This window comes from Novosphingobium sp. PY1 (assembly GCF_017312445.1).
Taxonomy (GTDB): Bacteria; Pseudomonadota; Alphaproteobacteria; order Sphingomonadales; family Sphingomonadaceae; genus Novosphingobium.
On sequence record NZ_BLTI01000017.1, the window covers coordinates 158,572 to 172,650 of the forward strand.

General features: G+C 62.5%; 12 protein-coding genes. 7 read left to right on the forward strand and 5 right to left on the reverse strand.

Going from position 1 to position 14,079, the window contains the following annotated elements:
- Positions 1-20 precede the first annotated feature (20 nt).
- From J3474_RS21610 to J3474_RS21630, 5 genes are all read left to right on the forward strand, one after another.
- A complete protein-coding gene (locus J3474_RS21610; protein ID WP_013836829.1) occupies positions 21-926 on the forward strand; it encodes a LysR family transcriptional regulator in 906 nt (301 codons plus the stop codon).
- Positions 927-1,121: 195 nt separating this feature from the next.
- Positions 1,122-3,059, forward strand: a complete 1,938-nt coding sequence (locus J3474_RS21615; RefSeq protein WP_242528552.1) for a PQQ-binding-like beta-propeller repeat protein — start codon at positions 1,122-1,124, stop codon at positions 3,057-3,059.
- A gap of 404 nt (positions 3,060-3,463) precedes the next feature.
- A complete protein-coding gene (locus J3474_RS21620; protein WP_207095566.1) occupies positions 3,464-4,507 on the forward strand; it encodes a rod shape-determining protein in 1,044 nt (347 codons plus the stop codon).
- 91 nt (positions 4,508-4,598) lie between these two features.
- Positions 4,599-6,407 carry a sensor domain-containing diguanylate cyclase gene (locus J3474_RS21625; protein WP_207095567.1) on the forward strand — a complete coding sequence of 603 codons (1,809 nt, stop codon included), beginning with the start codon at positions 4,599-4,601 and terminating at the stop codon, positions 6,405-6,407.
- Positions 6,408-6,544: 137 nt separating this feature from the next.
- Positions 6,545-6,745, forward strand: a complete 201-nt coding sequence (locus J3474_RS21630) for a hypothetical protein (RefSeq protein WP_148274827.1) — start codon at positions 6,545-6,547, stop codon at positions 6,743-6,745.
- On the opposite strand, the gene J3474_RS21635 is transcribed toward J3474_RS21630, so the two are convergent.
- Positions 6,746-7,054 (reverse strand): alkylphosphonate utilization protein, encoded by a 309-nt coding sequence (locus J3474_RS21635; RefSeq protein ID WP_207095568.1) that lies wholly within the window; start codon positions 7,052-7,054, stop codon positions 6,746-6,748.
- A 202-nt stretch (positions 7,055-7,256) separates the two neighbouring features.
- Here J3474_RS21635 and J3474_RS21640 point away from each other — a divergent pair, with 202 nt between their 5' ends.
- The gene (locus tag J3474_RS21640) at positions 7,257-7,724 is read left to right on the forward strand and encodes a bacterioferritin (RefSeq protein WP_013836835.1); all 468 of its coding nucleotides are present in this window, start codon (positions 7,257-7,259) and stop codon (positions 7,722-7,724) included.
- A gap of 30 nt (positions 7,725-7,754) precedes the next feature.
- On the opposite strand, the gene J3474_RS21645 is transcribed toward J3474_RS21640, so the two are convergent.
- Positions 7,755-8,624 (reverse strand): oxygenase MpaB family protein, encoded by an 870-nt coding sequence (locus tag J3474_RS21645; RefSeq protein ID WP_207095569.1) that lies wholly within the window; start codon positions 8,622-8,624, stop codon positions 7,755-7,757.
- Positions 8,625-8,779: 155 nt separating this feature from the next.
- Here J3474_RS21645 and J3474_RS21650 point away from each other — a divergent pair, with 155 nt between their 5' ends.
- Positions 8,780-9,466 (forward strand): pentapeptide repeat-containing protein, encoded by a 687-nt coding sequence (locus J3474_RS21650; RefSeq protein ID WP_207095570.1) that lies wholly within the window; start codon positions 8,780-8,782, stop codon positions 9,464-9,466.
- A gap of 529 nt (positions 9,467-9,995) precedes the next feature.
- Here J3474_RS21650 and J3474_RS21655 read toward each other — a convergent pair.
- The 3 genes from J3474_RS21655 to J3474_RS21665 all read right to left on the reverse strand — a co-directional run.
- Positions 9,996-11,654 (reverse strand): AMP-binding protein, encoded by a 1,659-nt coding sequence (locus tag J3474_RS21655; RefSeq protein WP_207095571.1) that lies wholly within the window; start codon positions 11,652-11,654, stop codon positions 9,996-9,998.
- Positions 11,651-13,054: an aldehyde dehydrogenase family protein gene (locus J3474_RS21660; RefSeq protein ID WP_207095572.1), complete on the reverse strand. Its 1,404-nt coding sequence runs from the start codon at positions 13,052-13,054 to the stop codon at positions 11,651-11,653. Before J3474_RS21660 ends, J3474_RS21655 begins: the two co-directional genes overlap by 4 nt.
- A gap of 29 nt (positions 13,055-13,083) precedes the next feature.
- Positions 13,084-14,079: TonB-dependent receptor (locus tag J3474_RS21665; RefSeq protein ID WP_207095573.1), on the reverse strand; the 996-nt coding region annotated here is incomplete at its 5' end.

Consider the following 14,079-nt stretch of genomic DNA (forward strand, 5'->3'; position numbering starts at 1 on the left):
TTCATAATATAGAATAATAGATGGATCGCTTCGAGGCCTTGAGCACTTTCGTCGAGATTGCCGAGCACGGGAGTTTTGCCGGTGCGGCTCGGGCGCTTGGCCAGTCACCGGCAAAGATGACGCGGACCATCGCGGCGCTAGAGGCGCATCTTGGCGTCACCCTGTTTCACCGTTCAACCCGGAGCGTGGCACTTTCGCACGAGGGGGCCGCCTTGCTCGAGCGCGCGAGGGGATTGCTCGCAGACTTGCGCGAGGCCGAGCATCTGGTGATGGGCCGCGGCGCCGCGCCGCAGGGGGAACTGCGCGTGACCGCACCTGTGCTGTTCGGGCGCATGCATGTCCTGCCCGTCGTTGCTGGGCTGTTGGCTGACCATCCCGGTCTGTCGGCAAGGATGATGCTGCTCAACCGCAATGTGCGCATAGTCGAGGAAGGCATCGACGTCGCCGTACGCATCGGAGAACTATCTGACAGCACGCTGATGCGGGTGCGGCTCGGCGCGGTGCGGCAGGTGATCGTGGCCAGCCCCAGTTACCTTGAGCAGCGCGGAACGCCTACCGAGCCTGCCGAACTGGCTGGGCATGATTGCATCGACGGTTCCTCTATCCGGCCGGACAATGTCTGGCGGTTCGGTGAGGACAGGTCGCTCAAGGTCGAAGTGCAACCCCGATTGTTGATCAACGACATTGCCGCGCGCATCGCGGCTGCCGAGGCGGGAGCCGGTGTCGTCAATGTGCTCAGTTATCAGGTGGCAGAGGCGCTGCGGGTCGGCCGATTGGTCAGCCTCCTTGAAGATCGGGCGCCCCCGCCCCTGGCTGTGCAACTGCTCTACCATCCCAGCCGTGCGGCAATGCCCGCCGTGCGCGCCTTCATCGAAGCGATGAGAGCACGCGCGACCCGGGATGCGTGGCGCGACAACCGCTGGTGACGCACATTTGCGCCGCGGCGCTTCGGTACTCATCGTTCAGCTAGTTGTTCGCGCGATGCGCCGGACCGTAGCAAGGGACCGGCAGGTCCTGCGAATGGGCCTGCCATGACGGTGTTAGCGGCAGCGATCCGCAGAGATCTTGTCGTGATCGCACGTCGAGAAATCGAAGATATTCATGGCCTTGGGAGAGCGTGGATGAAGTTCGGGGGAGAGGCGCGCAGTCTTCGCATGGGGGCGTTGGCGTTCGCCGCGACGGCCCTGGGGGCTGCGTTGATGTTCGGTGGCAGCCTTGAGGCTGCCGCGCCGACAAAGGATCAGGCCGTGGCTGCCGACAGCTATCGCGACACCTCATCGTTGCCGGCAGAGATCGAAGCGAAGGGCAGCGCGATCTGGAGCGGGACATGTGCCGCTTGTCACGACACCGGCATGGCCCGCGCGCCGGCCCGGATCATTCTACAGCAGATGACGCCCGAAGCGATCTTCAAGGTCCTGACCAGCGGCGTCATGGTGCCGATGACCACTTCGCTCGATGACGGCGAGAAGCGGGTTGTTTCCGAATATATTGCCGGTCGTCCCTTCGGTTCGACCGATGTCGCAGCCATGCCCAAGTGCGAGGGAGTAGCTGCGATCTTTGATCGTTCTGCGCCAACCAGTTACCCGTACTGGGGCGTCGACCGGGGCAACACGCATTTCATCCCCGAAGACAAGGCCGGAATTTCGCCGGAAAACGTAGGCGATCTGGAATTGAAGTGGGCCATTGCCATTCCAAATGCGACGCGCGTGCGCTCGCAGCCCGCCTTCGCCGGTGGCGCCGTGATTCTCGGCGGGCAGGACAATGCCGTGCGTGCCTTCGACGAGAAGACGGGCTGCCTGCGCTGGTCGTTCGAAAGCGATGCCGAAGTGCGCACGGGCATTGTAGTTCAGAGCTGGGATAAGGATGACGCAAAGGCCAATCCGCTTGCATTCTTCGGCGATGTCACAGGCAATGCCTACGCCGTCGAGGCGTTCACCGGAAAGCAGGTCTGGAAGATCTCCGCCGACGACCATGCCTCGACGACCCTGACCGGCACGCCGGCAGTCCACGAAGGTGTGGTCTACATCCCGGTTTCCTCGCTCGAAGAAGGGGCAGCTTCGAGCGCGGGGTATCCGTGCTGCACCTTTCGCGGCTCGCTGCTGGCGGTGGATGCGGCAACCGGCAAGACCAGGTGGCGGACTTATCTTGTGCCGGAGCCGAAAGTGGGCTCCCCCGGCGTGACCGGAAAGGCCCTGTATGGCCCCTCCGGCGCCCCGGTCTGGTCGGCACCGACGATCGATGCCAGGCGTGGCCGGATCTATGTGGCGACGGGCGACAATTACACCGGCCCGGGCACAGATCTCAGCGATGCGCTGGTGGCACTCGAGATCGATAGCGGCGCGGTTGCCTGGCATTATCAGGCCTTGGGCGCCGACGTCTGGAACGGTGCCTGTGAAGAGTCCGACCGGGCAAACTGCCCCGAAGAGGACGGACCCGACTTCGACTTCGGGGCGCCTCCGGTGCTGGCCGCGACGCATGATGGCAGGGAAATGATCCTGCTCGGCCAGAAATCGGGCATCGCCTATGGCGTCGATCCAGACAGCGGCAAGCTGGTGTGGAAGAACCGGGTCGGTCGCGGCGGCGTCGTAGGCGGCATCCACTTCGGCATGGCCGCGGCCAACGGCGTGGTCTTCGTGCCGGTTTCCGACGTCCCCGATGGCAACGAATATGATATCCCGCCCAGGCCAGGCCTCTACGCGCTCGACATTGCGACAGGCAAATACGTCTGGCAGGCACCTGCGGCCGACGTCTGCAATGGCAAGGCGCTATGCTACCCGGGCTATTCGGCAGCCATCACCGCGACACCGGGCCTGGTCTTCGCCGGGGCGAACGACGGGCACATGCGCGCCTATGCGACTGCCGACGGCCCGGTTTTGTGGGACCTCGATACCACGGTCGACTACAAGGCCCTGAACGGGGTCATCGGCCACGGCGGATCGATGAGCGGTGGGTCAGCACCCATGCCGCATGACGGAATGCTCTTCATTACCTCGGGCTATGGCTTTGCGGGCAAGATGCCGGGCAATGTCTTCCTGGCTTATGGACCCAAGGAGAAGTGAGGGTCGATTGCCCGCCTGGTTCGCCCCTCGGCAAAGCCACCGGTCGGTGCCAAGTGGGCGCCTGGTTCAATCGCACCTCAGGTCGATCTGTTCTGTCACTGCCCGATCGTTTGTCGAACCCAGCGTGACGCAATTGCGCGGGCTGCCATTTTAAAATCCACGAGGTCGCGGCTTTCCTCGTCCAATTGCGCAGCCCGGGCGATTCCCCGGCCGGGCGGACGGGAGCCTCGAACTGCCGCGTTTTTCACTGCGCCTGTATCTGCTGCGGGCCAGCCATCGCATGCAACTGGCAGTCGGACGCACGGGTGGTTGACGCCGTGCCCGGGCCCTCACACGCGCCGTCCGGTCAAGGCAGCGTGAATCGACAACGCGCAATAAGCCACCTTTAGGGTCCGGATTTCAGAATGCGATTATCGCGCTTATTCAATTTTTCATCTCACGACATGGCGATCGATCTGGGGACCGTGAACACGCTCGTGTACGTCCGGGGCCGGGGCATCGTCCTGAACGAACCCTCGGTCGTGGCGCTAGAAACGCTGGGTGGAATTCCGCGCGTGCGGGCGATCGGCAGCGATGCGAAGCTGATGATGGGCAAGACGCCTGACAACGTTTCGACGATCCGGCCTCTTCGCGGGGGTGTGATCGCCGACATCGACGTTGCCGAACTGATGATCAAGCATTTCATCGACAAGGCGCACGATGGGCCAAGCCGCCTGCCGCGCCGGCCCGAAATCGCAATCTGCGTACCTTCCGGTTCGACGCCGGTGGAGCGTCGCGCCATTCAACATGCGGCAAGCCAGGCCGGCGCATCGAAGGTCTGGTTCATCGAGGAATCGATGGCTGCGGCTATCGGTGCGGGCATGCCTGTCACCGAGCCGGTTGGCGCGATGGTAGTCGATATCGGCGGCGGGACGACAGAAGTCGCGGTCCTCTCCCTGCGCGGATCGGCCTACAGCACCTCTGTTCGCATCGGCGGCGACAAGCTCGACGAGGCGATCGCTCTTGCCGTAAGGCGCAAGCACAACCTGATGATCGGCGAAGTGACCGCAGAACGCATCAAGCTGGCCATCGGCACCGCGCGCATGCCCGACGATGGTTGTGGGCAGGTGATCCGCACCAAGGGACGGGACCTGGTGAACGGTGTGCCCAAGGAAATCGAAATCAGTCAGGCCGAGATTGCCGAGGCGATCTCTGAATCAGTCAACCAGATCGTCGAGACCGTGTTGAACGCGCTGGAGAACACCGCGCCGGAGCTGGCCGCGGACATTGTAGACCAAGGGATCGTGATGACGGGCGGAGGCGCTTTGCTCGATCACCTCGACGTGATCCTCTCGCGCGGGACCGGGCTTCCCGTAACCGTTGCTGACAATCCGCTGCTGTGCGTGGCGAATGGTGCAGGGCTGGCGCTGGAAGATCCGACTTACAAGGGCGTCCTGATCGCGGCCTGAAGCGGACCCGGTGGCGGGCATGCCTGCCGGTCCGGAGATCCGAACGGACCTTTAACCTTTGAGTATCCGGTGTGGACTATAGGCTTGCATCATGCGCTTATCGACCATCACCAACTGGGCATATGGAGCGACAGTTGCGCTCACGCTCTTATCGGGTGCGACCATGCTCATGGCGTCGGCCGCCCAGAAACAGGAGCGCGATGCCGTACAGCAACGCTACGAACTCGATCATGCGACATCGCTCGTTGCGGAAGATATCGGTGTTCTGAGCGGCCTCGCGCGTCAGTACGCGATCAGTGGCAGCCTGGCCGACCTCACTGCCTATCGGCATGAGCTCAAGGAACTCGCGAAAGTTAAGGATCGCGCCCGTCATATTCGCGATGCAGGTGCGAGCAGTGCGGAGCTGTACGACCTGCGGCAGGTGTTCCGGCAGGCCGACGCCCTGCTGGACGAACAGGATGCTGCCATCAAGGTTCGCGGCGAAGGGAAACGCGACCAGGCCATCGCCGTCCTGTTCTCGCCCGAGTATGAGCGCGAGCTGGAGCGCATCCAGGTCGGGGTCGTCAAGTTCCAGAGCCGGATCGACCAGCGCACCGAAGCGGTGATGCAGGAAGCCGTGCGTACCTCGCGGCTTTGGCGGACCACGTCGGAGATCATGCTGGGCGTAACCGGTTTGCTGTTCCTCTGCGTTCTCTATTTCATATTCCGTCGCCGCGTCCTTCATCCGGTCGTGAAGCTCAGCGACGTCGTGACGAGGCTGGCAGCGCAGGACTACGCGGTCGAACCCCCGGTCTATGACCAGATCGACGAAATCGGCGACATGGCACAGGCCCTGCGGATCTTTCGCGAGAACGGCATCGAACGGCAACGGCTCGAACGGGAGCGCGATGCGGACCGCAGCGTGCGTGACCTGCTCTCGCGCATGACGCAGCGCATGCAGAACTGCGACACGATCGGCGACCTTCACGGCATCGTGGAACGCTTCATTCCCAGCATTGTCCCATCGGCTGCGGGGAGCCTGTTCCTGCTCGATTCCGAGCGGGACGAGATGGTCGAATTCTGCTCGTGGATCGAACCGAAGCAGTCACGGTCGAGATTCCCGGTCAGCGCGTGCTGGGCCCTGCGGCGCGGCGGCCTGCACAAGGCGGCAGGCAGTGTGATCGATGTGCCCTGCGATCACCTTGAGCCTACCGGACAGGGCGTTACCGAGACGATCTGTCTTCCGCTGGTCGCGCGGCGCGGGACGCTGGGCCTGCTCTATTTCGAGTTCGCTGCCGGCGGTGCTTCCGCAACCGTCTCCGATGTTTATTTGAATATCCTGGCCGAAAATGTCGGACTGGCCCTCGATAACTTGCGCCTGCGCGACGCCTTGCAGGACATGGCCATGGCGGATCCCCTGACCAGCCTCTCGAACCGGCGCAAGCTCGAGGTCGCCCTCGAAAGCCATGTGGCAGGCGCCCAGCCTGACCTTTCGATCAGCTGCGCCATGATCGACATTGATCACTTCAAGCGCTTCAACGATGAACATGGACACGATGCGGGCGATGCGGTTCTACGCGCAGTCGGGAAGGCCCTGAAGGACGCTGTGCGTTCCGACGACCATGTCTTTCGCTATGGCGGTGAGGAGTTCCTGCTCCTCATGCCCGGCCTCGGCCCCGAAGAGGCCGGGCGACGGGTCGAATCCATCAGGGCTTCGATCGCCGGACTGCGCCTGCGTCACGCGGACAGGATCCTGGGACAAATCAACGTATCGGCCGGGGTTGCCTGCGCGCCGGCTCACTGTAACCGCGATGCGTTGGTTCAGGCCGCCGATGCGGCCTTGTACGAGGCCAAACGAAACGGTCGCAACCGGGTCGCGATGGCCCCGCTGAAGGAAACTGAAGGCAGGGCCATCGGCTAGGCTTGCGATCGGTTGCCTTGCGCGGCCCCGTCGCAAGGCGGGCGTTCGAAAAACCTGAACGAATAAGCTGGATTTATCCGAATTCTCCTGAGGTCCGGGCATCGGCATAGATGCTGGCACCCACTGGAGATGCCCCCATGAGTAAGTACTTCGAACCGATCGGTATGTGCGCCAGGCAGCTCGCGAATATCGCCGAGCCTGCCATCATCGCGTTCAGTGTCGCGGGCTTGACCGGCGGGACGCTGGCTACGCTGGGGATCCTTGCCGATCATGCCCGAGGACGAGGTTCGGCAAGGACACTTGCAGCAGATGATGTCTCGTGCAGCGGCGAGGTGTGATCAGCGCTTGCGCACGAACTCCGCCCGCAGCACCAGGCCCTTGATCCCGGGATACTTGCAGTCGATCTCCTGCGCATCGCCGGTGAGCCGGATCGAGGGGATCAGCGTACCGCGCTTGAGCGTTTGGCCGGCGCCTTTTACGTCGAGGTCCTTGATCAGCGTTACGGCGTCGCCATCGGCCAGCAGGTTACCGACGGCATCGCGTACTTCCACGACGTCCTCCGCCGCGCGCCTCGCCGCCAGTTCCGAGGCAGGAAGCCATTCGCCGCTGTCCTCGTCGTAGATGTAGTCCTCTGAGTCGCCCGACATGTCTTGGTCTCCAGTTTGATCAGCCCTTGGCAGAGAGGAGGGCGTTTGGCGAGGCCGGGGGCACTTTTCGTGCCGATATGCAGGCGCGCTTCGTGCTGCGCCGGGAGCGAATTCATGGTACGGTCGGCTCCGCGCTTTTGCCTTAGAGGCCGCTTGGGTCCGGCAAAGGCCTGCGGGGGATCTGACCGAAAAGGAGACTCCCATGTCACAGATCGACAAGGAGCGCGTCATTGGCCTCCTCAACAACATTCTCGAGCAGGAACTGGCAGGCGTCGTGCGCTACACGCATTACTCGTTCCTCGTCTTCGGCTTCGGTCGCATCCCGATCGTTTCGTGGTTGCGCAGTCAGGCCGACGAGTCCCTGCTGCACGCGCAGGAAGCAGGCGAAATGGTGACTCTTCTGGGAAGCCATCCCTCGCTGCGGATCGGGCCTCTGCTGGAGAGCCACGAGCACGACATCGGCGCGATCCTGCGTGAATCCCTCGAGGCGGAAGGCGAAGCGCTGCAGCTCTATCGCCAATTGCTCGAGGCGGTGGACGGCAAGTCCGTCACGCTGGAGGAATATGCGCGCAAGATGATCTACGCCGAGGAGGTCCACGCGAGCGAAGTGGACAAGATGCTGCGCAAGCCCGGTGATATCGGTGCATTCGCCGATGAAGAAATTGCGTAAGCCTGTCGTGCATTCGATGGGCGCATGATGCTAGCTTGCGGTCGATGTCTCCCTCGCGCGGCGGACGGTGCGATCCTGCAGGGCCCAGCGCAGCAGGGCTTGTGCGCCTTGGGCGCCGGTTCGCACCAGCAGCCGCTCCGGCCCTGGAAGCGTCAGCTGGTGCATGCGGGCAGCCCAGCCGGGAAGCAGGTCGATGGCTGCCTTGCTGCTGACAGCGCGGAACAGCCGGGGGCCAAGCCGGGACGGGCGGGGTGACAGCAGTGCCCGGGCCACTTCGCGCGTTCGCATGTCGACACGCAATTGGGGGCGTATCGCCTCGAAGTAGAGCTCGCACTGGGTGAGACTAACCGGAATGGAGATCGCCCCCAACCTGCGGGCGATCTCCGACATCTCCTGAAGGTATCTGTCCTGATCTGCGAAGGACAGGAACGGATCGCGATAACGCACATAAGCGCGCAGGAAGCCGGTAACGGAGGAGACATGGACCCATGTCAGCAATTCGGGATCGCGCGCGCTGTACGGTGAGCCGTCGGGAAGATGTCCGAGGACGCGATCGTGGATGGCATTGATCTGTTCGATCAGCGCGAGGGCCCTTGTGGTCGAGCCGTATGTCGTTCCCGACACGAACTGCGCCGTCCGACGCAGCCGCCCCAATGGATCGTCCCGGAAGTTGGAATGATCCCAGACGCCTGCAAGCACCCTGGGGTGGAGCATCTGGAGCAGCAGTGCGGAAAGGCCGCCGATCATCATCGTCGTGAAATCGCTGTGGACCCGCCATGTCACGGAGGACGGACCGAAGAGCCCGTCGTCTCCGGCCGCGCGCTCAATGTCGATCGCGCCCGAACCTGAACCGATAAGGGCATGGACTTGTCCGGCGATCGATCTGCGAATGCGGCCCATGCCCTCAAGATAGGGCCCTGCGCCCAGAAATTTAAGCAGGGCTCGCCTCTCGCTCAGTATGCTGGCCCTCCCGATCAGGACGGAGAACCGCAAAATTTGGTCAAGGACGATAGAGCCTGCTGGTTCGAGACGGGCACAGGCGCTAGCGTCAGCTGATGGATGATCTGTTTTCCGATCGCGCCGTGCGCGACCAGACCCTCTCGCGCACCGATCTCGAGGCGATGCAGGGGACCAAACAAGTGCTCATCGACTGCGAGCTCGAGGAAACCGATCTCTCCGGGCTCGATCTTGCACGATGGACTTTCGAGCGCTGCGCCCTGCGCCACGCCGACGTGACGCGCGCAAATCTTGAAGGTACCGTCTGGCAGTCGTGCCGCGGCGCCTTTGCCAATTTTCTTGCCAGCGACCTTGGCGATGCGCGGTTCGTCGCCTGCGACTTTAACAACGCAACCTTCAAGCGCGCGAACCTGCAGTCCGCGCGCTTCGAGCGTTGCAAGCTGACCGGTGCCGAACTGAGCGAATTGCGCGGTATCGATATCGCTTTCGAGGAAACGTTGCTCGTGAATGCCATCCTTGCCGGGCATTCCTTTCGCAGGGCCAACCTGACGCGGACCGATTTCTCCCAGGCGGATCTGCGCAAATGCGATTTTCGGCAAGCACACTTTACCGAGTGCAGCCTGCGTGAAGCCAGCATGGAGGGCGCGCGCTTCGAGGGAGCCGATCTGCGCGGGGCCGATCTGGGCGGCGTGCGTCTCGTCGATGCCAGCCTGTTTCGCGGTGCAACGATCTCGCGCGAACAGGCAGGCCAGTTACTCGGCGAACTGGGCTTGAACGTCCGATAGACTTGGGAACCCGGCAATTGCCGGAAATGAAGCGGGTTCGAGAAGAAGGGACCCCTTCACGAACCCGCTCCACGTTCCTCGAAATACGCCCGCCCACCGGCAGACATGCCCCGAGGAGGGTCACCTCGTCAAAACTGTGACTGCTGGCCCCCGCCAGACGGACTTGCTCCCCCCAATTTGCGAGCAAGACCGCAATCGTTGGCATTATGAGTTCTTTTCGGTGCGATGCAACAATTAAAGCGCATCACTATTAATATAGGAAAAAATTGAGTCTTCGTTCATGTCCTGAGGCGCAGTAAGTTGCGTGGGCCATTTCGTAAGCTGTCATAAGTTAATCGGCATCTTCATTTATCGCGAGGATCGCGAAGTGGCTGCTGTTGGAGGCCCTCGAGCGCTGCGTTCGAGAAGCCCTTTTTGTCCCGCAATTCTAACAGGATAATTTGACTAATGCCGATATTTGCAGGGTGCGTGCGGGTATGCAATCGAGAGTGGGCGCCTGCCGTGCTTCCGGTGCGTCAGGAGGTCCTGTTCAGCCGCTCTGAGCCTTGCCAGGACGATATGCCTCCCGCTTCAATTCATCTTCCATGATCTTGCGCATGGCGAATTTCTGCGCCTTGCCGGTGACGGTCATCTCGAAACGTTCGACGAATCGTATGTAGCGAGGAACCTTGAAGTGAGCGATGCGGCCCCTGCAGTGGTCCAGCACGCATTGCGTGCTCAGATCGGCATCCGGTCTGGCGATGATCCAGGCGCAGACTTCTTCGCCGAACTTTTCGTCGTCGACGCCGAAGACCTGCGCATCGAGGATCTGGGGGTGGGTGAGCAGGAATTCCTCGATTTCGCGCGGATAGATGTTCTCGCCGCCGCGGATGATCATGTCCTTTATCCGCCCGGTGATGCGCACGTAGCCGTCCGCATCCATCACTGCGAGGTCGCCAGAATGCATCCATCCCTCGGCGTCGATCGCCTCGGCCGTGCGCTCAGGGTCCTCCCAGTAGCCGAGCATGACGGCGTAGCCGCGCGAACAGTATTCTCCCTGCTCGCCGATCGGCAGGGTCTGGCCGTCCAGTCCAATTATCCGCGCTTCGGCATGGGGATGGACTCGCCCGACCGATGCGACGCGTTCCTCGACCGGGTCGTCGGTGGCCGTCTGCGTTGTGAGGGGGCTGGTCTCCGTCATGCCGTAGCCGATCGTGACCTCGCGCATGTTGAGCCGGCCCATGACGCTGCGCATGAGACTGACAGGGCAGGTCGCCCCGGCCATGATCCCTGTGCGCAGGCTCGAGACGTCGAAAGCGTCGAACCCGGGATGGTTCAGCATGGCGATGAACATCGTCGGCACGCCGTAAAGCGCCGTGCAGCCTTCCCTTGTGGCTGCTGCCAGAACCTTGCCGGGATCGAAGGCCTCGTCGGGATAGACCATCGCCGCGCCGCTGGTAAGGGCAGCGAGGTTGCCGAGCACCATGCCGAAGCAATGGTAGAGCGGCACCGGAACGCAGATCCGGTCTTCTGGCGAAAGGTGGATCGTTCGGCCGGCGAAGTAGCCGTTGTTGAGGATGTTGCGGTGGGTGAGGGTAGCCCCCTTGGGAAATCCCGTGGTGCCGCTGGTAAACTGGATATTGATCGCATCGTTGCGGTCAAGCGCAGCATCGGCCAGCGCAAGGAGCCCCGCCTCGGGATCTTCGCGCAGGTCCGGCCATGGTTCGAAGCCATCGAAACGTTCCTCGCCCAGCGAAACGAGGTGGCGTAATGTCGGCAGGCGTGCGTCGCCAAGCTCGCGCAGCATGGCGATGTAGTCGCTCGACTTGAACCTGGCAGCAGTCACCAGAATGGAGCAGCCGACCTTGTTTAGGGCATATTCGACTTCGGAAAGACGATAGGCCGGATTGATGTTCACCAGAATCGCCCCGATCCGCGCCGTAGCGAACTGGATCACGGTCCATTCGGCGCAATTGGGTGCCCATATCCCCACGCGATCGCCCTTGCGCACGCCGCGGCGCAGCAGCCCGGTGGCGATGCGGTCGACTTCCTCGTCGAGTTCCTGCCAGGTATAGCGAAGCCCCTGATGGCACGAGACGAGGGCGAGCCCCGCCCCCCAACGCATGGCGGCATTGCGCAGGGCTTCGCCGATGGTCGTTTCAAGCAGCGGTGTGTCGACCGGCCCTCTGGCGTAACTCATCCCGTTCATCGTGCAATGTTCACAACCTTGAGCTGGGTATATTCGGCAAGACCTTCGGCCGATTGCTCGACACCGAGCCCGGAACTGCGAAATCCGGCCATGGGAATGTGCGGGCCGATGGCAATGTGCTGATTGACCCAGACCTGACCGCTCTCGATCCGCCCGGCGATATCGGCCGCCTTGGAAACGTCCTGCGACCATACCGATCCGCCGAGGCCGTACTCGCTGGCATTGGCACGCGCCACGACATCGTCGATGTCGCTGAAGGCTATGACAGGCAGGATCGGGCCGAACTGTTCCTCGTCGACGATCCGGTCCCCATCGCGCACGTCGCGTACGATCGTGGGCTCGATGAAGTAGCCTTCCCGCTCGAGCACCTTGCCCCCCGCGACGATTCGGCCTTCCTTCCGCGCGGTCTCCAGGAAATCCTTGACCTTCTCGAACTGCTGGCGGTTCTGGATCGGGCCGATCCGCGTTCCTTGCTTGAGGCCGTCATCGACAACGGCTTCCTCGGCGAGCCGGGCAAGTTCGTCGCACATGGCATCGTAGATGGCTTCGTGCACATAGGTGCGCTTGATTGCGAGGCACACCTGGCCGCAATTGAGGAAGGCGTTGCCGAAGATCGCCAGCGCCGTTTCGCGTACATCGACATCGTCCAGAACGATGGCCGGATCGTTGCCGCCCAATTCCAGCGTGACGCGTTTGAGGCCTGCCGCACTGCTGGCGAGAATGGCCTTGCCGGTGCCGGTCGATCCGGTGAAGCCGATCTTGGCCACATCGGGATGGGCGGTGAGGTGCGGGCCGAGGTCATTGGCATCGGTCAAGATGTTGACCACGCCGGCCGGGAATACGTCGCGGCACAGCGCGCCGAGCAGCAGCGCACAGACAGGCGTCGTCGGCGCGGGCTTCAGCACGATGCAATTGCCGGCGAGGACGGCCGGGCCGATCTTCCAGCAAGCGAGCAGCAGCGGGAAGTTCCAGGCGGTTATGCCTACGACCACGCCCAGCGGCTTGTGCTGGACTGCGATGTAGCCTTTCTCGTCGTCCTGGATGATCCGGTCGGGCAGCTCCAGGGTCGCATAGTGGCGCAAGTAGCCTTCGCTCCAGTCGACTTCCGCCTGGGCCTCGGCAAGCGGCTTGCCCTGTTCGAGCGTGAGCTTTCGGGCCAGTTCGCTTGCATTCGCGGCAATCGCATCGGCAAGCTTCAGGATACATGCGCGACGCTTTTCCAGCGGCGTTGCACCCCAGTCTGTCAGAGCGGCCTTGGCCGCAGCGACAGCCTCGTCGGCCTGTCTTTGCGAAGCCCGGGGAACCGTGGCGAACGGCTTTCCGGTTGCAGGATTGACGACGTCGAGAGTCGCGTCGCCGGCGACGAGTTCGCCGCCGATCAACATGCGGTAGTCAGCCATCTTCATCCTCACCCTGGACGGTGTCCGTCTCAGAATTTCATGCCGACGCTGGCGCCATAAGTGCGCGGAGTGCCGATGTGATTATAGTCGAAACCGAAGCCGGCCAGTAGGTCGACACGGGATGTGAAATAGAGCTTGTTTGTCAGGTTCTTGCCCCAGATGGAGGCCGTCCAGCGCCCGTCGGCAGTCTCGAAATCGAGGTGCGCGCCAAGGATGGCATAGCCGGACTGCCGGAGGCGCGGTACGTTGATGACCTCGAAATGCTGCGACGACTGGTAGGCCATTTCCGGGTGCAGGCTGAGCTTGCCCATATCGTTATCCATAATCGCCAGGTCGAGGCTGGCATTAAAGGTCAGGCTGGGCGCGTTCGACAGGCGGTTGCCGTCGACCACGGTCCCGCTCACCGTGCCGTCGATAATCTTGCTCGACAGCAGGCCGACCCCCGAATGGATCGAGATCATGTCGTTGGCGCGCACGGTCAGCTCCGCCTCGGCGCCGTAGATCCGCGACTTGGGAATGTTGAGCAGAGTCTGCGCCGCGGTGGATGGATCGACGTTGATGAATTGCTGGTTGCGGTAATCGTAATAGAACGCGGCCATGTTGAGCGTGATGCTACGGCCGGCGAATTGCGTCTTGGCGCCCAATTCGTAGGAAGTGACCTTCTCCGCCTTGGCGACCGAGAGTTCCGAGGGATCGAAGAAGGCCTGGGCATTGAAGCTGGGCGCACGGAAGCCGCGGCTGACCGAAATATAGATCATGTTGCCATCGGCCAGGTTGTAGTCGAAGCCGATCTTGCCCGAGAGATTGTCGGTCTTGTAGGACAGGCTGGACGTCGGGATCAAAGTGGCGACGAGGCTCTCGTCCACGCCCAGGGCGTCGGCCTGAAATTCCGATTGCTTACCGGTATCGTGGGTATAGCGAAGTCCGCCGCGCAGTGTGATCGCGCTGCTGAGCTCGTACTTGAGGTCGGTGTAGAGCGCATAACTCTTCTTGACCTGGGTGAATGAGAACGGCGGAGCAATATT